This window comes from Streptomyces sp. NPDC002835, from assembly GCF_053591995.1.
The window spans coordinates 114975-133780 of the sequence record NZ_JBSFUW010000002.1 but is presented as its reverse complement, the minus strand read 5'-3'; the positions used below and the strand labels follow the sequence as shown (position 1 = coordinate 133780).

At 66.7% G+C, this 18806-nt stretch carries 17 protein-coding genes; 9 read left to right on the top strand and 8 right to left on the bottom strand.

The window, feature by feature from the left end:
- Nucleotides 1-209 precede the first annotated feature (209 nt).
- From ACWD01_RS03360 to ACWD01_RS03350, 3 genes are read left to right on the top strand one after another with little or no spacing between them, the layout of a single operon-like run.
- A complete protein-coding gene (locus ACWD01_RS03360; protein WP_451157590.1) occupies nucleotides 210-1424 on the top strand; it encodes a helix-turn-helix domain-containing protein in 1215 nt (404 codons plus the stop codon).
- Nucleotides 1425-1443: 19 nt separating this feature from the next.
- Complete coding sequence (locus ACWD01_RS03355; RefSeq protein ID WP_451157588.1) at nucleotides 1444-1929, top strand: NUDIX domain-containing protein; 486 nt, start codon at nucleotides 1444-1446, stop codon at nucleotides 1927-1929.
- Between the two features lie 57 nt (nucleotides 1930-1986).
- On the top strand, nucleotides 1987-2202 hold the full coding sequence (locus ACWD01_RS03350; RefSeq protein WP_451157586.1) for a hypothetical protein: 216 nt from the start codon (nucleotides 1987-1989) through the stop codon (nucleotides 2200-2202).
- A 378-nt stretch (nucleotides 2203-2580) separates the two neighbouring features.
- Here ACWD01_RS03350 and ACWD01_RS03345 read toward each other — a convergent pair whose 3' ends face one another.
- Nucleotides 2581-3492: an O-methyltransferase gene (locus ACWD01_RS03345; RefSeq protein WP_451157584.1), complete on the bottom strand. Its 912-nt coding sequence runs from the start codon at nucleotides 3490-3492 to the stop codon at nucleotides 2581-2583.
- On the bottom strand, nucleotides 3492-4865 hold the full coding sequence (locus ACWD01_RS03340; RefSeq protein WP_451157582.1) for an ATP-binding protein: 1374 nt from the start codon (nucleotides 4863-4865) through the stop codon (nucleotides 3492-3494). The genes ACWD01_RS03345 and ACWD01_RS03340 overlap by 1 nt, the downstream gene beginning before the upstream one ends.
- A gap of 123 nt (nucleotides 4866-4988) precedes the next feature.
- On the opposite strand from ACWD01_RS03340, the gene ACWD01_RS03335 reads away from it, so the two are divergent.
- Nucleotides 4989-6389 (top strand): DNA cytosine methyltransferase, encoded by a 1401-nt coding sequence (locus ACWD01_RS03335; protein WP_451157580.1) that lies wholly within the window; start codon nucleotides 4989-4991, stop codon nucleotides 6387-6389.
- A 50-nt stretch (nucleotides 6390-6439) separates the two neighbouring features.
- Here ACWD01_RS03335 and ACWD01_RS03330 read toward each other — a convergent pair whose 3' ends face one another.
- Nucleotides 6440-6763, bottom strand: coding sequence for a hypothetical protein (locus tag ACWD01_RS03330; RefSeq protein ID WP_451157578.1), 324 nt, complete (start codon nucleotides 6761-6763; stop codon nucleotides 6440-6442).
- Nucleotides 6760-7971, bottom strand: coding sequence for a Shedu anti-phage system protein SduA domain-containing protein (locus ACWD01_RS03325; protein ID WP_451157576.1), 1212 nt, complete (start codon nucleotides 7969-7971; stop codon nucleotides 6760-6762). The genes ACWD01_RS03330 and ACWD01_RS03325 overlap by 4 nt, the downstream gene beginning before the upstream one ends.
- 370 nt (nucleotides 7972-8341) lie before the next feature.
- Between ACWD01_RS03325 and ACWD01_RS03320 the strand changes: the two genes are divergently transcribed.
- Nucleotides 8342-9412, top strand: a complete 1071-nt coding sequence (locus ACWD01_RS03320; protein WP_451157574.1) for a restriction endonuclease — start codon at nucleotides 8342-8344, stop codon at nucleotides 9410-9412.
- A gap of 123 nt (nucleotides 9413-9535) precedes the next feature.
- On the opposite strand, the gene ACWD01_RS03315 is transcribed toward ACWD01_RS03320, so the two are convergent.
- Entirely contained in the window at nucleotides 9536-9973 is a 438-nt protein-coding gene (locus ACWD01_RS03315; protein ID WP_451157572.1) for an Asp23/Gls24 family envelope stress response protein, read from the bottom strand.
- A gap of 49 nt (nucleotides 9974-10022) precedes the next feature.
- Nucleotides 10023-10445: a hypothetical protein gene (locus tag ACWD01_RS03310; RefSeq protein ID WP_451157876.1), complete on the bottom strand. Its 423-nt coding sequence runs from the start codon at nucleotides 10443-10445 to the stop codon at nucleotides 10023-10025.
- Nucleotides 10446-10864: 419 nt separating this feature from the next.
- Here ACWD01_RS03310 and ACWD01_RS03305 point away from each other — a divergent pair, with 419 nt between their 5' ends.
- The 3 genes from ACWD01_RS03305 to ACWD01_RS03295 all read left to right on the top strand — a co-directional run bounded on the left by ACWD01_RS03305 (nucleotide 10865) and on the right by ACWD01_RS03295 (nucleotide 13375).
- Nucleotides 10865-11725, top strand: a complete 861-nt coding sequence (locus ACWD01_RS03305) for a helix-turn-helix domain-containing protein (protein WP_451157874.1) — start codon at nucleotides 10865-10867, stop codon at nucleotides 11723-11725.
- On the top strand, nucleotides 11722-11919 hold the full coding sequence (locus tag ACWD01_RS03300) for a DUF397 domain-containing protein (protein ID WP_451157570.1): 198 nt from the start codon (nucleotides 11722-11724) through the stop codon (nucleotides 11917-11919). The genes ACWD01_RS03305 and ACWD01_RS03300 overlap by 4 nt, the downstream gene beginning before the upstream one ends.
- 223 nt (nucleotides 11920-12142) lie before the next feature.
- Nucleotides 12143-13375, top strand: a complete 1233-nt coding sequence (locus ACWD01_RS03295; RefSeq protein ID WP_451157568.1) for an outer membrane protein assembly factor BamB family protein — start codon at nucleotides 12143-12145, stop codon at nucleotides 13373-13375.
- 214 nt (nucleotides 13376-13589) lie between these two features.
- On the opposite strand, the gene ACWD01_RS03290 is transcribed toward ACWD01_RS03295, so the two are convergent.
- Nucleotides 13590-14180, bottom strand: coding sequence for a hypothetical protein (locus ACWD01_RS03290; RefSeq protein WP_451157566.1), 591 nt, complete (start codon nucleotides 14178-14180; stop codon nucleotides 13590-13592).
- A gap of 119 nt (nucleotides 14181-14299) precedes the next feature.
- The gene (locus ACWD01_RS03285) at nucleotides 14300-15310 is read right to left on the bottom strand and encodes an NERD domain-containing protein (RefSeq protein WP_451157564.1); all 1011 of its coding nucleotides are present in this window, start codon (nucleotides 15308-15310) and stop codon (nucleotides 14300-14302) included.
- A 350-nt stretch (nucleotides 15311-15660) separates the two neighbouring features.
- On the opposite strand from ACWD01_RS03285, the gene ACWD01_RS03280 reads away from it, so the two are divergent.
- Nucleotides 15661-18261, top strand: a complete 2601-nt coding sequence (locus tag ACWD01_RS03280) for an NACHT domain-containing protein (protein WP_451157562.1) — start codon at nucleotides 15661-15663, stop codon at nucleotides 18259-18261.
- Nucleotides 18262-18806: the final 545 nt, after the last annotated feature.

The window sequence follows — 18806 nt, the reverse complement described above, 5'->3', positions numbered from 1 at the left end:
TCGGCCACCTCCTCTCCAAGTGCCCTGACATCACCGATCAGTTCCACCACTTCGGCCGGGGTCAGCGCCATCGTGGCCCCTTCGTCGTGAGTTCGATCTGACAGCCCCTCGGGGTGTCAACAACGCTAGGACTGGACCGGCGCAGCACCCCGGAAAATCTCTCCGGGGTCGCATCGAGAGACAGGGTGACGCTTCTTTCCATGCGAGGAATGACGACGAATCTGACGATCGGCGAACGTGTTGCTTGGTATCGCCGCAGGCGCGGGATGTCCCAGGAAGTGTTGGCCGGCCTCGTCGGTCGATCCGTGGACTGGCTGAGCAAAGCCGAGAACAATCGGTTGGAGCTGGACCGGCTCTCGGTGATCAAGTCGCTCGCCGACGCCTTGGACGTGACACTTGGCGACCTTCTCGCCGAGCCGACACTCATGGACTGGACGGCCGACAGCGGCACCCGGACTGTGCCGGCCCTGCGCTCAGCGCTCATGAACTACCGCCAGCTCACACCCCTTTTGGGAGTCACCACCGAGGGCGAACCGACCCCGCTCAACGAGTTGCGCAGCAATGTCGCCGAAGTCTGGGACGCCTACCAGGACTCCCGATACGGCTTCGCCACCAGGCGTCTGCCTCTTCTGCTCGCGGACGCGTTCATCGCTGCCCAGGCGTATGCCGGCCATGAACGCGAGCAGGCACACGAACTGACGGCGATGACCTACCAGGGTGCCGCCATGGTGCTGACCAAGCTCGGCGAAACCGATCTTGCCTGGATCGCGGCCGACCGAGGCCTGACAGCAGCCCAGCAGTCCGGCAACAGCGTCGTGACCGGCTCCCTGTTCCGGTCCGTGGCTCACTGCCTGCTGTCGAACGGCCGGTTCGATGCCGCCGTGCAGCTCGTCGGCGACGCGGGAGAGTACCTGCGACCGGGACTCGCCCAGGCCACTCCCGAGTTCCTGTCGATCTACGGCACCCTGTTCCTCGCGGGATCGATGGCCGCGGCTCGCGCAGAGGATCGCGCAACGACTCAGACCTTCCTCGACGAGGCCGACCAGGCAGCGCGGCAACTCGGGCGCGACGCCAACCACGTCTGGACCGCCTTCGGCCCCACGAACGTCGCAATTCACAGGGTCGCCACCGCTGCGGAACTGGGAGACATGCAGGTAGCGGTAGACCAGGGTCCGCAGATCGACACCAGTGCCCTGCCGACCGAGCGCCGTACGCGCCACAACCTCGAAATGGCCCGAGCCCTCAGCGCGCACAACCGGATGGATGACGCGCTTGCCAAGATCCTCGAAGCCGAGAGCTGGGCGCCCGAGCAGGTTCGGAGCCACTACCTCGCGCGCGAGCTCGTGCTCACATGGGTTCGAAACCAGCGTGGCCGGCCGAGCCGCACTCTGGCGGGCCTGGCCGGCCGGCTCCATGTGGTCTGAACTGGGTACGCTCGGCTGCATGGCAACGAACGCACACGAAGCGAAGATGGCGCATCCGCGCATGGCCGCGGGTGCGCTCTTCTTTGATGGCACCGGGCGGGTCCTCATGGTGGAGCCGACCTACAAGGACTACTGGGAGATCCCGGGCGGGTACGTCGAGACCGGCGAGTCGCCATTGCACGCTGTGATCCGCGAAGTCCAGGAAGAGCTAGGGATCACCCCGCCGCTCGGACGCCTGCTAGCCGTCGACTGGGCGCCGAGCAAGGCAGAGGGCGACAAGGTCCTTTACCTCTTCGATGGTGGGCAGCTCACGCCTGAGAGCCTGGCAAAGATCACCTTGCAGGCCGACGAGCTGAAGAGCTTCGCGTTCGTCGCACCGGCCGAGATCAGCGAGCGGACCATCCCGCGATTGGCCCGACGCATCCTCGCGGCCACAGAGGCCCGGGACGACGCAGCACCGGTGTACCTCGAACACGGCCAGAAGCCCGAAAGCCAAGCCGCCTGATAACAGAGGTCGGGATATTCGCTGCCCCGTCGTTCGTCTTCTTGCATCCTCGTGACCATGAGCGCCTACAGCAGCGACGGGGACCTAGCCGTCACCGACGTCACGGGCAACGGCGTGGAGGTAGACGTGGCCACCAACCTCCTCGACGGCACCGTTCGATTGTCGGTGCTTTGGACGCAGGAGATTCTCCTGACCCCCGACGATGCCGAGCAAGTGGCGCATGCACTGCTGAGAGCGGCGAGGCGTGGTCGGACTCTTCCTGCCCGCAGCTGAGACCCAACGTCAGCGATCGAGCGCTGCGCGGTAAGAGTTTCTCTACTTCATCAAGGCGCATCCGCCGCGCACAGCGCGGCGTCGCGCGGCCCGGCGACTCGGGCCGCGCTCCTGTCTTCGCCCCGCTCTGGCCCGGCCGCCGGCCGCACGCCAAGGCGAAGAGTTGATGGGGGTGAACCCCGATGTGGCTGGGGGTCGGCTCCGCGGCTTTAGGCAGCCACCATGGGGCGAGCCTCGAAGATCGGGGCCCACATCGGGCTTTAGCGGGCAGGTCCACAGACTGCCCGAGTCGCGGCAAGCTTACGGGCCCCGATCTCTCGCCCCATGGCAGCTCCCGCCCAAAGCCGCTCCACCGACTACCCGCAGCGCATGCTCAGGTTACCCGTTCACATGTTCTGCCTTCATGTACCTATAGAGTCGAAGGAAGTCTTGAGCATCCCGGGCCGGGAGCCATGGAACTTTGAGTTCATCCCCCGTAGGCAATGGAATTTGCTCCTCAAGAGCTCGCCGCTCCTTCGCCGTCAGAACTGGCACCCGAATTTTGTAAGGCTCATCCCCGGCGAAGCGCACAAAATCGAGTTCTTTGAAGCGACAACTGTCAAAACCGACGCTTGTTCCTGGCCCTACAACCACTCCCCCAAATGTCTGCATTTTTGCGCCATCAGCGTATTGGATGTCAACAACTTGTCGCCAGTCGGCACTAATTTGACGATCCCGGAGAGCAGCAGTTATGAGATCGCTCAGGATCGTCCGTTGCGTTTCCGCAAGGCCCCATACAGCCAGCGACTCGTCCGTAACGTTCGCGGGTATCCGTTCCTCACCCACGAACTTGACCAACGCCTCACGGCGCTGAGCGATCTGCCCTTCCGGGTGGGCGTTGAGCGTGACAAACAGCGCACTCCCAGGTTGCAGCCGGCCACACAGGAGGGTTACGTCGTGTATGACCTCCTCATCGAGGCGCTGGGTGTAATCGAGCCAGACGATACTGAGCCTTTCCCAGTTCAGGTCGGGCAGAACCGCGCTGGCGCGACCGGGCAACACTTGAACAGTCTTGAAAGGCCGATTAAAGAGATACCGCTCTATCGAGGGGACATCAGCTTCGATTGATATCATCTCGCTGATATTCAGAGCCCGATGCATCAGATGAAAGTCGACGAACTCTAGAGCACCGAAGCCTATGTACTGGTACTCCTCGACCCTCGCCATCGCCGTCAGACGACGACAGATGTCGACGATCATATGTCTTTGAACAGCCTTCGATGGTCGCAGCTGATAGTCAATGGCAGGCATCAGTCATCCTCCCCGACTTGATTCCTGTAAAAGAAATCAAATGTCTGCCTGCCTACCTCTGCAACCGCCGAGGTGTTCAGTGCATCAGCTACAGCGTCATACCTCTTCTTGTCCACCGAGTACTGTATCTTCCGCATGTTCGGCCGAAGAGCAGGTTCCCTAGGAGCCGGATAAGCAAAACGAGCCGATGGCCGGATATCCCGAAGGCGAACAGCAGGCGCACGTGAAAGGGCCTGTGCAATCGGACGGTCGTCCGGCATCTCTGCATTCTGGCGTTCAGACTTCACGCGATTCAGCATCTGAACCACTTCGTGGCCCGCTTGCTTAACCTCAGATGCAATCCTGCGCCACACGCGAGAGTCTTGGTCGACACCAGTCTTGGTAGTATTCCAAGGCAGGAGCTCGTTATACGCAGAATCAATGAAAACGTAACCCCTAAAACGACGATACTGAGGGTGATAGACCGGAAGGCCGTCACCCCACCCTGTCAGCGTCGTTCGATCAGCAGCGATCAGGAGTCGGTTGTTGCAGAAGACGTACCAGCCCGCATCTCGCTCACGAGGAAATTCCTCCGCCTGATCGTCTTCCTCAGGCCCCGCAGCCTCGGAGACGCCAGCATAGATCTTTACGTTTACAGCCTTCTGATCTTCGCTGACAGTGAGTTGCCTGAACAGCGGTCGAACCACTTCGCTTTGCTGCAACTGAGGAACGAAAGGCGTAACCGCTTCACCTTGGAGAACTATGCGCATTCCGCGGTCCATGGCTTCGCGGTGACGCAATCGCAGTTGATAGCGTAGATTGCCGATCGTCTGTGATGACGCGAAATCCTCCGCCACCGTGTCATGCAATTTAGACACGATGATTCGAGTTCCAGGGAGCTCATCACGAGCCGGCTTGTAATCCTCGTCAACGTGGCTCAGAGTAAACGTCCAGTCGGGTGATGTATGCTGCGCCCACTCGTCAACGTCTACAGACAGAGAAAAGTCACTGCCGTCAGACTTTGAATCTACCCTGAAGTGCCCGCCCAACTTAAAGAGGGCGCGCTTCATTCCGACGCCAAATTGGCCCACAGACCCTGGCGTGCCTTTCACAGACTCCGGACGACCGAAGCGAAAGGCGTAATTGCGCGCCACGTCCAACGGGATACCGCCGCAATTATCTTCGATCTCAAAACGATCGGCGCTAACCGTCAGTCGGACTTGAAGCCCATCATACGTACCATCGCCCCGCAGGCGACGGGCACCATCCACACTGTTGTCGACCAAGTCCAGAATCGCTGGCAGCAGCTCAATGTCCTTGACCAGCATGGCAATGAAGAACCGCTTCTCAGGGCTCGCCTCGACACGAGTAGAGGCGGAAGAAGTGTCGGTCACGTTGCTCCCCCAGAGTTACGACGCGGGCGTCTGCACATGATGGCAACACCACGCCGCCCCCCGCGGCACGCCACGACGAAACCGCATGCTAGTCGCCCGTTCAGCTAGCGCACAAGGACGCGTATGTGCGATCGTCAGGCGGGGCGAAGCGGCCAACTAGCTACACTGGGTGGGGACATGAGACAGACAAGGAGCCGGCGCCGGCTGGTAGCGATCGACCTGTTCGCGGGGGTGGGTGGGCTCTCTCTGGGCTTTGAGCAGGCAGGATTCGATGTGCTGGCTGCGGTCGAGTACGACCCAGTGCACGCTGCAGCACACAGCTACAACTTCCCCCTAACCGAAGTGCTCTGTCGAGACGTCAAGAACATAGGACGTGAGGAGATCATCAGCGCTGCGCACCGAGGCTGGCGCTTGCACCACAGGTCAGGCCCCGCTTGGGATGGCGCAGTTGACGTAATCATTGGGGGCCCGTCCTGTCAGGGGTTCTCGACGATGGGGCACCGCAATCAACATGACGAGCGGAACGACCTCCTTCTAGAGTTTGTTCGAATTGTTGTAGAAGTGCGCCCTCGCGCCTTCTGTCTTGAAAATGTCCCAGGGCTGTTGCAGGACAGATACTCCGCCGTGCGCGAGGCTGCTCTCACGCGACTACGGTCTGCTGGCTACCGCGTTTCTGGTTTCGATAGGTCAGTAAATGCGGCGCACTACGGTGTCCCACAGAACCGCAAACGCGTCGTCATCATGGGCGCCCTCGATGTTGAGGTGGCCCCTTTGACTACGCACCCAGATCTCGTCACGGTCGCTGAATCATTTGCGCGGCTCCCCGACGCCTCAGATAACGCCGGGCTGATGGACACCGACAGAGCGCCAATTTCAGAATTCCCTCGGGCCTCTTGGGGTTTGGACAGCTCCACCTATGCCGAATATATGGAAGACAGCAGGAAGGATCCTGCAGATCTGTCACGCCCTCGGGTATGGGATACCTCAATCCTGGCCAATTCGCGGCTTTCAGCTCATAGCATAGAATCAGTGCGGCGGTTCTCCCGTACAGCACAGGGCTCGGTCGAACCCGTTAGCCGATTTTATCGGCTATCTCTCGCCGGCCAATCGAGAACCTTGCGGGCTGGAACAGGAAGGGAACGTGGGGCCTTCACTTCACCCCGGCCTCTGCATCCAGTTAGAGACCGAGTCATCACTGTCCGGGAAGCAGCTCGATTGCATTCCTTTCCTGACTGGTTCGGCTTCCATCGAACTAACTGGCACGGCCACCGCCAGATCGGAAATTCCGTACCCCCACTCTTGGCTCGCGCAGCAGGCCGGTGCATAGCCCAAGCGCTAGGGGCATCTCCCGTGCGTGGACGATCCGAGATTCGCCTTGGCAGCGACTCTCTTCTTCAGGTATCTATGGGAGAAGCCGCCCCACTTTTCAGGGCACTGCCGGAAGAGATTCCGGCCCAACGAGCGCGAGCGAGCGTCAGAAGGCAAGAAGCCGACGAACCGGCCGAGCTGTGGGTTGCGAGCTAGCACTTTTGCCCGGCTGCACAAGTTCGTGCATCTGCGATTCAGGGGAGTCGTCAGGCGCGCCCCTGGCGCAGGTGGCGGGAGGCTGCCAGGCAGGATGACAGCCATGTCGCCTCCGCGCGGTGGATGATCAGGCCGTCGACAGTGATCATCCCGTTCATCGGACCGTCGAGCCGAATCGAGTGGTCGCCTACGCGGTACAACTTCCAGTCCGCATCGCTATGCCAGAGCCGGGCGGTCTTCTCGCCCATGCGTTGGGCGAAAACAAGTTCCTCTCCGCACTCGTTCATGAAGTAGCCGACGTAGTCCTTGTCGGTAATTTGGCCGCCGCACAGGCGGGCCAGGAGCGACTCGATCGCCGGCGGGGTGACGGTCATACGGCGGTCTCCTCATCGGAGTCGGAGTCCTGCCGCGCCGACGAAAGGGCCAGCATTCGGGACGCCGACTCCAGCAGGGTCTCGTATGTGATCACTTCTATGCGGGCCGCATGCGTGTTGTAGGTCCGCAGCGTCTCCGCGATCTCTTGGGGTGTGACGTCCCCGGTCACGTAGCGCGAGTGCCCGATTACGACCGTCGCCGAGGCCCGGCGGGTGTCAACGCCGTGCTCGGCCAGAATGTTTGGGCGATTCTCGTCCATGGTTCGGAGGTAGTTCTGCGCTTGGGAGACCGCGTGATGCGCCGGGGCGCCCAGCATGAGGTGGCCGTTGAGCCGGATGGCAAGGTTCTTAATGTTGGCGCGCTTGAGTTCCACCACGTGTAGGGAGCCGTCGCCACGCAGCAGAGGGATGTCGAGGATGGTGTCCGGGGTGTACTGCCTGCGGGCCAACTCGGTCACGTAGGCCCCGCCGAAGATCCATTCTTGGCTCTTCAGACAGGCGTGCAGGGCGCTTTCAGAGCTGTTCGGGTCCTCCACGGCGGCACGCAGGGCAGCCAGGCCAGCTTCCCTGGCCCGTAGTTCGAGCAGCTGGGCCAGCAGTCCCGCGTCGACATTGGAGAGGACATCACTCATCATCCGCGCGGTCTCGGCGGACGCGGGGCGGGGCAAGTTTCGGAGGACTATCTCCATGTGCCCGTACTGCTGGAGTCGCCTCGCCTCCCGGGTGGAGAGCTGGATCCCGCCCTCACCGGTGCCGAGGCCCAGGTAGTCGGCGGATTGAGCGATCCCGCGAAAGAGGTCACGGGCGTCACCAATGGTCGCATCGGGCTTGTCGCGGCACATGACCTCCAAAGCGGCGACCGCTCGGTCGGCGCCCATGGCGATCATCCGCCGCATCCCTTCCTCGCTGCGCTTCCGTGCGTCCTCGTCGTAATAGTTCTCGAGGATCTCAAGGAACAGTTCGCCTCCGGCGTACGCGCCGAAGCGCTGGAAGCGCTGGGCGAGATCGAAGTCTCCATGAAGGATGGCTTCTTGAGCTACATCCTCCAAGGCTTCTACCAAGGGTCTTCCCTTGCCGTACGTACCGCCGAGGCCGCCCATGATGCGCAGCACCGCCTCGATGCGTTCCCGTACGGTCGCGTGTTCGGTGAGTTCCTGCGCCGACTTGACCATGCTCCAGAGAGTGAAGCCGGATCGATACTTTGCCATGCGGGCACCCTAGAACCGTGCACTGACAATCACACTCGGTGAAGTCGGGGAGTTGGCGGCCGGCGGAGTGGCATCACCACGATGCCGCCTGGCGGGACAGTAGCGATCACCGACGCTCCCGGGGCTAACAGGCAAAGTGCTGACCACCCGGTGCACCACAACGCGCCAGTTGGGTGGAGAAGCAGGGGGAACAGCGGTGAGTGAGGCCGTATCAACGAGGCCACAGCCCGGCCATTCGCCCAGGTCAGTGGTCGAGGCCACCCGGAAATGATCGCAGCTTCCCAAGCGCATGGCCTGGCACGGCCCTCGTGTCAGTGCCAGCCACTACTGTCATCGAAGATTGTCAGGCCGGTGCTGCTGGGGGGTACACGTGGGTGGTCAGCACGACGCGTTCGACATGGACAACGGACACGTGCGCTACTTCGGCGACCACAAGGCCACCACCACCGTCGAACCGGGAAAGACCAACGGCAATGCCGCCCTGCTGGATGCCTTCGCCGGACACCAGGGGCCCACGCCGGAGGAGCGAGCCAGCGCCATCCCGTTGCTGCTGTTCCGCGCGGTCTCGCGCAACGGCAAGGTCAAAGGGCACGTCGAGTTCTGTGGGCTGGGCATCATCGAACGGGCCGAGCGACTAGTGCAGTGGGGCGGCAGCGAGCACACGACGTTCACGAACTATGTCTACGACATCGCTCTCATCGACCTCACGGACGAAGACGACAAGGTCGCGTGGGAGTGGATCGACTCCCGCAGGGACAAGTCGGTGAGCGACGCGACCACGCTCGAACCCGCCCCACGGGCCTGGCGCGAGTGGGTCAAACACGGACACTCGGCGCTGCCCAGGCTTCGCCGGCGCGTTGCTCGCGCCAAGGTGACCAAGGTGCCCGAGCAGCGGCCCACGCCGGGCACGACCGAGGCCAAGGACCTGGAGCTGATCTACAAGCACTTCGACGGACGCAAACACGACTTCGAGGCTGTCGCCTCCGCGGTCGCAGCGCGTGTCTTGCGCGGTGCCGGCAACAGCTACGTCGAAGGGTGGCTGACCCGAAGGTCCGGCGACGGAGGCGCAGACTTCGTCGGACGACTCGACATCGGCAGCGGACTGGCCGGCACCAGTCTCGTCGTCCTGGGGCAGGCCAAGTGCGTCAAGCTCGACAACCTGGTGACTGCTGAGCAGATCGCTCGCGTCGTCGCGCGGCTTCGACGTGGCTGGATCGGCGTGTACGTCACGACCGGGGCCTACTCCGTGCCTGCACAGACGGAGATGGTCGAAGACCAGTACCCGATCGTCCTGATCAACGGGCTGGACCTGGCTCGGCAGCTCAGGAGCATGGCCCGGGACGACCACGGCGGAGACATCCAAGCCTGCATTGAGCACATACTGACGGTGCGAGAGACCGCGGTCACGAACCGGCGCCCCGAAGAGATTCTGCTGGAGTAGCCGCCTCTTCGACTCACGGCCTATTCGTGGACGGCAGCGGCACACTGCATCCATCGCAGGCCTCTGACTAGGGGTAATGCACGAGACGCACAGGGCCTCCGGAGCCGTGTGCGCAGGTTCGGGCTATTCGACTCGCCTTCCGGACTCGCCCTCTTCTTCCTCTTCGTCGTCAGGAAGATGCACGTCGCTGACTGTGATGTTGACTTCAATGACCTCCAGGTCCGTCATCCGCTCGACGGCGGAGATCACGTTCTCGCGTACATCACCCGCGACATCGCCGATCGCCGGGCCGTACTCGACGATGATCTCGAGGTCGACGGCGCTCTGCTTCTCGCCCACCTCGACCTTGACCCCGGTGGTGACCGACTTACTCGTACCTGGCATGCGTTCCCTCATGGCCCCCATGCCCCGTGCGAGCCCGCCGCCCATCGCATGGACGCCTGGGACTTCCCGGGCGGCCATGCCGGCGATCTTCGCGACCACACCGTCGGCGATCGTCGTCCTGCCCCGCGATCCCGGGTCGCTCGCCCCGGGCTGTTTCCGGTCGTCGGCAGCCATCATCACGGTCGCCCTCCCACGTGAAGGTAGAGGTTGCGTCACTTCTTTCACGCTAACGCCGGCGGCTCACCACCGCCGCTGGGGAGGCACGGCGCTTCCACCTGTGAGAACGGTGGGCGTACGACGGGTGCATTGGGCCCAGACCGTCTTGCCGGGCGCGTCGGGGCGGGGGTGGTGGCCCCAGGTGTCGGACAGGTGGGAGACGAGGAGGAGGCCGCGGCCCGAGTCCTCGGGGTCCGGTGGGTGGGGTCAGGGCAGGGAGCTTTTCGGTCCTCGTGTCGGTGACCTCCACGCGTACGGTCGCGGCGGCATCGGTGCCGACGGGGGTGAGGGACAGTCGCAGATGGAAGTCCCGGCCGGGGACGCGGCCGTGTTGGGCCGCATTCGCGCAGAGTTCAGCCACGATCAGGGTGAGGGTGTCGTGGGGCTCCGAGTCGTACGTGAAACCCCACGCGTCCAGCAGGTGTTCGGCCATGCGGCGGGCCAGGCGGGCGCCGCGCGGTGTCGAGGTGAAGCGCATCGCGAAGTGAAGGGGCTCGGGAGGGGCGGTGGCGTCGGGAAGGGTCTTGTCGGTCACAGCCATCACCGTGGCGGCCCCGGCAGTCCTGTGACCAGGGGCGACGCCGCGACGGGGCGGCTCTGTACGTGTTCGTCGGGCCGGCGGTACGTGGGGCTGCGGTACCCAGGCCCGTGGGTGGCGTATTCCGGGTTCGGCAGCGCCGTCGATGCTCGTCGCATAGCGTGATGAGACCGTGACACAACGGCGCAGGCCGGGTGTTGTACGCGTCGCAGTCGTACGTGTACGGGCCGCGCGGCGTGACCTGGATCCACCGAGCGCGTTGGGGCGGGCAAGGGAAGGCGGTGGAGGCCGTGGCGGACGGGACGACAACGGGCATCGGGGACGAGGCCGAAGACAACACGCAGGGTCGCGTGCCCGGGCCACGGCCCGAGGACGATCCCGGGCAGGGCGTCGTACAGGCCTTCGGGCGCATGCTGAAGCTGATGCGGACCCGGGTCGGCATGCAACGAGAAGTGTTCGGCTCCCAGTTGGGCTACTCGGCATCCAGTATCGCCTCGTTCGAGCAGGGCCGCCGGATCCCCTCCCCGAAGTTCATCGATCAGGCGGACAAGATCTTGGACGCCGGCGGCGTCCTCTCTGCGTTGAAGGGCGAGGTCGCCCGCGCCCAGTACCCGGCATTCTTTCGCGACGCGGCGAGGTTGGAGGCCGAGGCTGTGGAGCTCCTCTCCTACGACACTCACGCCATGAAGGGTCTGCTCCAGACCGAGGAGTACATGCGGGCCATTCTGCGTATGCGGCGGCCGTTGCTCGACGAGGAGACCATCGAGCAACGGGTGACGGCCAGACTGGCGCGTCAGGAGATCTTCAATCGCTGGCCGGCTCCCTTGTTGAGCTTCGTACTCGAGGAGTCGGTGCTGCGCCAGGGGTGGGGAGGCAAGGAAGTCCGCCGAGGCCAGTTGGAGCACCTTCTCCTCATCGGAGAGAAGCGCAACGTCGAGATCCAGGTCATGCCTCTCGACCGCGAGGACAACGCCGGAGTCGACGGGCCGTTCACGGTGATCACCAAGAGGGACGGCAGCCAGTTCGTATACATGGAGGTGCAGGGCCGCAGCAGCCTGCTCACCGAGCGGGAAGAGACCGTGCTTGCCGCCGCGCGCTATGGGATTATCCGGTCGCAGGCTCTCAGTCCGCGAGAGTCCCTGAGGTTCGTCGAGAAGTTGCTGGGAGAGCTATGACCAACGCAGAGGCCTCGGCCGCTACTTCGGAACTCGCATGGTTCAAGAGCAGCTACAGCGGCGCCGAGGGCGGTGACTGCGTCGAGATCGCGGCCGGCACCGCGGCCGTGCACGTACGGGACTCCAAGGACGTCACCCGCCCCGTGCTCACCGTGTCGCGCGCGGCCTGGGACGGGTTCGTCGCCTCCGCCTGACGCGGCCCGCTCCTCACCGCCATGCCAGCCCTGCCGCACCGAACCGCGCGGCAGGGCTCCCGTACGTGCGGTCCGGGCCGGTCATCGTGTGACAGATCGTTCACGGCCCTGTCGTGGTTGCGTCCCGCCCCCGAGGCGGCCGAAAAGTGGCGGCTAGTGTGGCCGCGTCCACGGCGTCCATGGGTGACGGCGGAGCACTGGACACGGAGAGACGGGGGCGGACATGGGACGACGCGACGGGAACGTGGTGTCGCGCAGGCAAGCGCTGCGGCTGGCCGGGACCGGGCTTGGACTGGCGCTGCTCGGGGCGGGGGCTTGGGGGTGCGCACCCGAGGACGAGTCGGTCGGGGGCAGCCCGACCACGGGCGGGGACAAGCGCGGGGACAAGGGTGATGACTTCGCCACCCCGCCGCCCGGTGAGGCGCCCGAGCCGCTGTGGCAGGCGGACACCGTGAACGACGACCTGGCCGGCATCAGCGCCCTCGCGGTCGTCGGGAACCTCGCCCTGGTGTCGGGGGACCCGCTCGTCGCGTGGGACGTCGTCACCGGCGAGGAGAAGTGGTCGCGTGAGGGGATCACCACGCCCGGCGCGAGGCTGACCCTCGGTGGCGGGACGCTGTACCTCGCCAGCGCGCAGTACGACGGCAACGTGGTGGGGATCGATCCGGCCACCGGTAAGGAGACCTGGCGGAGCCGGCTCGGCAAGGAGTACAGCCAGCCGCGCCCCGTCGCCGCCGACGACCGGCACGTCTACGTCTTCGCCGGCATCCTCGCGAAGGACTTCACGACGCCGAACAACGTGATCGCCGCGATCGACACGACCTCCGGCAAGGTCGTCTGGAGCGAGCAGCGCGACACGGGCACGGACGACAACGGCATCACCGCCCAGGTCGCCGGCGACCGCCTCGTCTACACGGACTTCCGCAAGAACGTGACCGTCCGGGACACGGCGACCGGCAAGCAGGTGTGGACGAAGAAGATCGACGAGTTCAACAACCAGCGTTTCGCCGTGCACGAGGGTCTGGTGATCGTGACCGACGGGAAGCAGTTGCGGGCCCTGGAGCTGGCCGACGGCGCGGAGCGCTGGACGCTGAACACCGGGGACTTCACCTTCTTCAACGACCCGCAGGTGCTGGACGGCGTGCTGTACGTCTCCGACCGGCTGCGCAACATGTGGGCGGTCGACCCCGCCTCCGGCAAGCAGATCTGGCGCAACGACAAGCTACTGGAGAAGGCGGCCCACGCCTGGCAGTTCACGAAGGTCGGCAACACCGTGTACGGGGCGAGCAATCTGGACGACGACGGCGGCGTCCACGCCTTCGACGCGAAGACGGGCGAGCTGCGCTGGACGTACAACGACGGCACCAAGGCCATCCAGAAGTGGTACGTGGTCGGTGCGGGCAAGCGGCTCATCACGATGCACGCCAAGCGGCTGTACGCCCTCCCGGCGGTCTGACCCGGTCCGGCCCTCTGCGCGGGGCGGGGGCCGCGCAGAGATCACGGGTCCGGCGGCTCCCCGCCGCACCCGTAGTGGCGGTGCACGAACGACTGCCGCGACGTCTGGGCCGGCCCCGACCCGCAGCGGCGCACGACGGTCGCCGCTGCGGGCCCTGGACCGTACGGGCGTGATGCCGGCGCGGTCCGGTGACGTGCCCCGCCGCGGGTTCCGGTCAGCGGCGCACCCCGTCGGCCGACGCCACCACGGCCGCACCCTCCCCACCGTCCGCATCGTCCTCGTACTGCCACTCTCTCGGCCAGCTGCCGGACGGCGGCGGCGGTCCGGTGATGCCGAGGTCGCGCCGCGCGAGGGCGTAGAAGGCGTCGCGGGCCAGGCTCATGCGCCCGACCGCCTTCTCCCATCCGGCCGGGTCGTGCTTCTGGCCGCGCGCGTACAACTCGACGTTCCATACGGCCTCGTGCCACTGACGGGCCGCCGCTATGGTCTCGGCGTCGCCGATGAGCAGCACGGACTCCCACTCCGCCGCTCGGCGCGCCTCGGCCTCGACGAGCTGTGCGAGGCCCTCGTCCGGGTCCAGCGGGTCCACCGCGTGCTGGAACCCTCTCGCCGCCCCCATCCGCTGGGCGATGTTCAGCTGGTGCTTCAGCGCGTTGGCGTAGGAGGCGTAGACGTCCAGCCTCTTCTGATCCCAGCGTTCGGCCTTGGCCCGTCGCCAACGGCTTCGTTCCGTGAGGCTGGTGGCCACGTACGAGCCGGCGGCTCCCACGACGACACCGGCCAGTGCCGGTAGTTGATCCCACATGCCGATCCCCCTGCGCCTCGCACGAACGGTCGAGGACACAGTGCCAAATTCGGCGGCCTCGGGGTAGATGTGATCGCCGACTGCCGGATGCTGCCGGTCCGGTGGGAAGCGGGGCGCGGTCACGCCCCGATCCACACCTCCGCCCGGCGCGCCACGTCGTAGAGCCGGTCCGCCTCGCGGGCGGTGAGTTCGCCGGACAGCGGGGCCAGGGCCGAGACCTGGCGTTCGCGGTAGACGCGTACGTCGGTCTGGGTGGCTGCCACATCGAGGGACGCCGCGTCCACGAAGACGAGCACCGGCTGGACGCGGACCGCGAAGTCGCAGTGGCTCTCCAGGGTCTTGCGGACGAGGGCGGCCTCCGCCCGGCACTCGGCGATGTACGGGAGCGGGTCGCCGTCGTCGATGCGGACGGTGTCGTCGTCGGCCCGTACGGACTGCTGCGGGTGGTACTCGGTACGGACGGTGAAGACGCCGCCCGGGCCGATCAGCAGGTGGTCGATGTCCGTGCCGTCGCCGAGCGGGATGGAGTGCAGGACGCGCCAGCCGTGGCGGGTGAGGCGGCCGAGTTCGGCGCCGGATCTGCGTTCGCCGAGGAGTTCCTTGCGGCGTGACTCGGGCATGGGGCGGCGGCGCAGGATGCGGGAGCTGAGGCGTTCGAGGCGGCCCGAGTCGGGGGCCGTGCCGGCGCCGGCCGGCGGGGAGTTCTCGCGCAGCGTCGCGCCGGGGCGGCGGGAGGCGAGGTCGTTCTCCGGGGTCAGCAGGGGCAGCCGGTCCCGCCTGCCGGGGCGTACGGGCGGCTCGGTCCCGGCCGGGTCCGGGGTGCTGCGGGCCCGGTCGGCGGGCGGCGGTCCCGCGACCGGGCGGCTCGCGGCGGCGGCACCCCCGATGTCGTCCGGCTCGTCGTCGAACGCCCCCGGGTGGACCCGCACCTCGGGCAGGGCACCGGCCAGCAGTTCGGGCGCGCGGCGGGCCAGCATGTCGGTCACGTCGTCGCGGTAGCGGGCGTGGACGACGGTGATGCCGCCGGTCCTGCGGTCGGCCCAGCCGATGGGCGTGCCGTCGGGCAGGTTCACGTACAGCCGGTCGTGCCCGAAGTACTGCCATGCGGTGACCGTCAGTTCCTCGAGCATGCCCCTGCCTCCTTCGCGGTATTGTCCGGTGCCGCCGTAAGGCGGCACCGGCCCCCGTGTGTCCCAGGCTCACCCGCCGACGCGCCCGGCAGAAGGGCGCAGAGCGGGCGCACTGGTCGACGGGCGCCGTTACCGGGCAGGACCTGGGACTATGCCGTGGGTACGTGCCGTGGTCCGATGGCCCGGCGCGACGGGGCGCACGGCAGGTAGGAACCGCTCCCCTGGCGCATGGCCGGTACGAACCGCCCCCGGGCGCACCGCCCGAACCGCGGCCGCCGGGCGCACGCGCCGAACCGGCCCCCGGGGCGCACCCCTTGAGCGGCGCTCTGCCCTCCCCTACGGTCGGGACGATGGATCCTGCCGGCATCGGGTTACGCATCGGGGCGAGCGTGGTCACCCCCCTCGTCAAGCGGCTGTTCGTACGGGAAGGGGCAGGCGCGGGGCTCGTCGAGCGGGGCGTGCGGCTGTCCGGGCTGGTGTCCTTCGGCGGGGAGAAACGGGCGCTCTCCCACGACGACCTCCGCAGGCTCACCGATGAACTGGTGCGCCGCGCACGGCGGGAGGCCGGTCCGCGTGAGCGCTACCCGGAGGACGAGCACTACGCCGTCGTGGACGCGGTCGTACGGACCCTCTACGGGCTGGGCGAGCTGGACATGGACGACGTCCAGGCGGTCGGTCTCGGACCGGAGGAGTTCGCGCGGCGGCTGCGCCGCCATGTGCCGGACGCCTGCCGGGAGTTGTCGGCGGACGCGTCGTGGTTCCACGACCGGCTGGTGGACACGGCGAGCGTGCACGTCCTGCACTTCTTCACGCAGCGGTCCACGTTCGTGGCGCGGACGGCGGTCGAGCAGAGCCGGCGGATCGAGGAGGTCGTACGGCTGCTGGAGCGGCATCCGTCGCCCGACGGTGTCGACGCGCGGTTCGAGTCCGGTTATCTGGCGAGCCTGGTCCAGCTCTACAGCCAGGTGACCATCGTCGGCGTCGACTTCATCAACTCCCCGGGGCGCTGGCCGCTGGACGCGACGTACATCGGGCTCGGCGCGGAGATCGCCGACGAGGACCAGCCGGCGGGGCCGCTCGACGGTTCCGGGCCGCGCCCGCCCGTACCGGTGCCGGTGGATCACGCGCTCGCGGGGCAGCCGCAGGTGCTGGTGCGCGGGACGGCGGGGTCCGGGAAGACGACGCTGATGCAGTGGCTGGCGGTGTCGACCGCCGCCGACCGGCTGCCGGACGAGCTGGCTGCGCTGCGCGGGCTGGTGCCGTTCGTCCTGCCGGTGCGCCGTTTCTCCGACCAGGACGTGCCCGCTCCGGCCGAGTTCCTGTCCGCGGCGCACCACCCGATGGCCGGGTCTGAGCCGAGCGGCTGGGCGGTACGGGTGCTCTCCTCCGGGCGGGCGCTGATGCTGATCGACGGCATCGACGAGGCGCCCGCCGAGCGGCGCGAGCTGGTGCGCGGGCAGATCGACGCGCTGCAGCGCACGTTCCCCGGCAACCGCTGGGTGGTGACGTCCCGGCCGACGGCCGTACGCGAACGGTGGCTCGCGGCCCAGGGATTCACGGAGCTGACGCTCGCGCCGATGACCCGCGACCAGGTGTCGCGGTTCATCCGCTCCTGGCACGCGGCCGCCGCCTCCGACCCGGGTACGGACCACTCCCGTCTCCCCCGCTACGAGCAGCGGCTGCTGCACTCGGTGCGGCTCATCAGGGAACTGCGCGGGCTGGCCACCAATCCGCTGATGTGCAGCCTGATCTGCGCGCTGAACCGGGACCGCAGCGGCATCCTGCCTCGCGGGCGCAAGGCCCTGTACAAGGCGGCGCTGGCGATGCTGCTGGAGCGCCGCGATCCGGAACGCGAGGTCGACGCGGACGGCATCGTCATCGACCGCGAGGCCAAGGAACGGCTGCTGCAGAAGCTGGCGCACTGGATGCTGCTGAACGACCTGACCGAGGTGGACCGGACCACGGCGGTCAGCATTCTCGACCTCTATCTGCCGGCCATCCCCAGCGCCGGGCGGCAGGGCACGTCCGGTGAGCTGTTCGACCATCTCCTGCACCGCACCGGGCTGCTGCGGATGCCGACGCCCGGCGTGGTCGACTTCGTGCACCGGACCTTCCAGGACTATCTGAGCGCCAAGGAGGCCGTGGAACGGCACGACATTCGCTTCCTGGTCAACAACGCGCACCGTTCCGACTGGGACGAGGTGATCCGCATGGCCGTCTCCCTCGCCCGGCCCGACGAGTGCGCGCAGATGATGGAGGAGCTGGTCTCCGCCCGGCCGGGGCTGACGGCGGCGGAGGCCAAGTACTGCAAACTGCTGGCCTCCGCGTGCCTGGAGCACGCCACGGAGATGAGCCCGGAGACGCGGGAGATGGTGCGCCAGCGGACCCGTTTCATCGCCCAGCCGGACAGTCTCGACAGTGCGCGCGGACTGGGCTGGATCGGGCCGATAGCCCTGGAGCTGATGCCGGACCCGGAAAAGGTCTCCGACGACCGGGCCCTGCTGCTCGCCGCGACCGCGGCCGGCGTACGGGACGACGCGGCGATCGACTACCTGGTCCGGCTGCGGGACCGGCGCTCGCTCGCCGTACGGGCCGAACTCGCGGGCGCGTGGCGGCGGTTCGACACGGAGCGGTACGCGGAGGAGGTGATCGCCCATCTGGACCCGGAGGAGCTGTACTTCACGGTGACCGGCCCGGAGGAGATGGCCGAACTGCGCCGCCTCGGCGGCCGCGAGCGCATCCAGGTCGCCGAACCGCTGACCCCCGGCGAGCTCGTCGAGGGCCTGGTCGCGGACCGCCTGACGCACCTGTATCTGCTGGTCCACGACGCCCGCCAGGACCTCGGCCCGCTCAGCGCCTTCCCCCGGCTGACCACGCTTCGGCTGGGCCGGCACGTGGGGCCGGTGCGGGGCGTGCCGGAGGGGGTACGGGTGGAGCGCGACGGGGCGTGAGGCGGGGCGGGCCGGCGGTGGGAGGCGGGGTACATCGGCAGCCCCCCGACCGCGCACACCACGGCGGGCGGCGAGCCGCCGTCGCGGAGGATTCCCGGGTGGTGCGGTAGCTGAGGGTCAGCCGGGGGGAGAGCGAGGGCCATCCCGTCGATTTCCGGCCAACAGACACCGCACCTCCCACCCGCCTTCACAGCTGGCGCACAGGCTGTCCCAACCATGAACACAGGGCGAGGGATCGCGATGTCGACATTCTTACCGCCCTCATGTTCGCGCCATTGGACCTCTTCGCCGAAATATCCTCTTGTACTGACCAGTTGGTCCATGTCTATGGTGCTCCCGCACGCGGTGGATCTTGACCACTCCACCAGACACGCACACATCAGTAGGCGGCCGGGGGAACAGTGCCGCCGTGGGGGAGGGATGTTTCGTCATGCCGCGATACCGGCTCACTGTGAACGCCGCCTTGGTCGCCGCTGACTGCACCCGCCGTCCCCGCGCCGGGACAGCGGGCTGACCCGGCTCAACAGCTCGACACCACCGCCTCC

Coding starts and splice junctions, on each gene's coding strand:
- ACWD01_RS03360 (WP_451157590.1), top strand. CDS start 210: ATGACGACGAATCTGACGATCGGCGAACGTGTTGCTTGGTATCGCCGC.
- ACWD01_RS03355 (WP_451157588.1), top strand. CDS start 1,444: ATGGCAACGAACGCACACGAAGCGAAGATGGCGCATCCGCGCATGGCC.
- ACWD01_RS03350 (WP_451157586.1), top strand. CDS start 1,987: ATGAGCGCCTACAGCAGCGACGGGGACCTAGCCGTCACCGACGTCACG.
- ACWD01_RS03345 (WP_451157584.1), bottom strand. CDS start 3,492: ATGCCTGCCATTGACTATCAGCTGCGACCATCGAAGGCTGTTCAAAGA.
- ACWD01_RS03335 (WP_451157580.1), top strand. CDS start 4,989: ATGTGCGATCGTCAGGCGGGGCGAAGCGGCCAACTAGCTACACTGGGT.
- ACWD01_RS03330 (WP_451157578.1), bottom strand. CDS start 6,763: ATGACCGTCACCCCGCCGGCGATCGAGTCGCTCCTGGCCCGCCTGTGC.
- ACWD01_RS03325 (WP_451157576.1), bottom strand. CDS start 7,971: ATGGCAAAGTATCGATCCGGCTTCACTCTCTGGAGCATGGTCAAGTCG.
- ACWD01_RS03315 (WP_451157572.1), bottom strand. CDS start 9,973: ATGATGGCTGCCGACGACCGGAAACAGCCCGGGGCGAGCGACCCGGGA.
- ACWD01_RS03310 (WP_451157876.1), bottom strand. CDS start 10,445: ATGGCCGAACACCTGCTGGACGCGTGGGGTTTCACGTACGACTCGGAG.
- ACWD01_RS03300 (WP_451157570.1), top strand. CDS start 11,722: ATGACCAACGCAGAGGCCTCGGCCGCTACTTCGGAACTCGCATGGTTC.
- ACWD01_RS03295 (WP_451157568.1), top strand. CDS start 12,143: ATGGGACGACGCGACGGGAACGTGGTGTCGCGCAGGCAAGCGCTGCGG.
- ACWD01_RS03290 (WP_451157566.1), bottom strand. CDS start 14,180: ATGTGGGATCAACTACCGGCACTGGCCGGTGTCGTCGTGGGAGCCGCC.
- ACWD01_RS03285 (WP_451157564.1), bottom strand. CDS start 15,310: ATGCTCGAGGAACTGACGGTCACCGCATGGCAGTACTTCGGGCACGAC.
- ACWD01_RS03280 (WP_451157562.1), top strand. CDS start 15,661: ATGGATCCTGCCGGCATCGGGTTACGCATCGGGGCGAGCGTGGTCACC.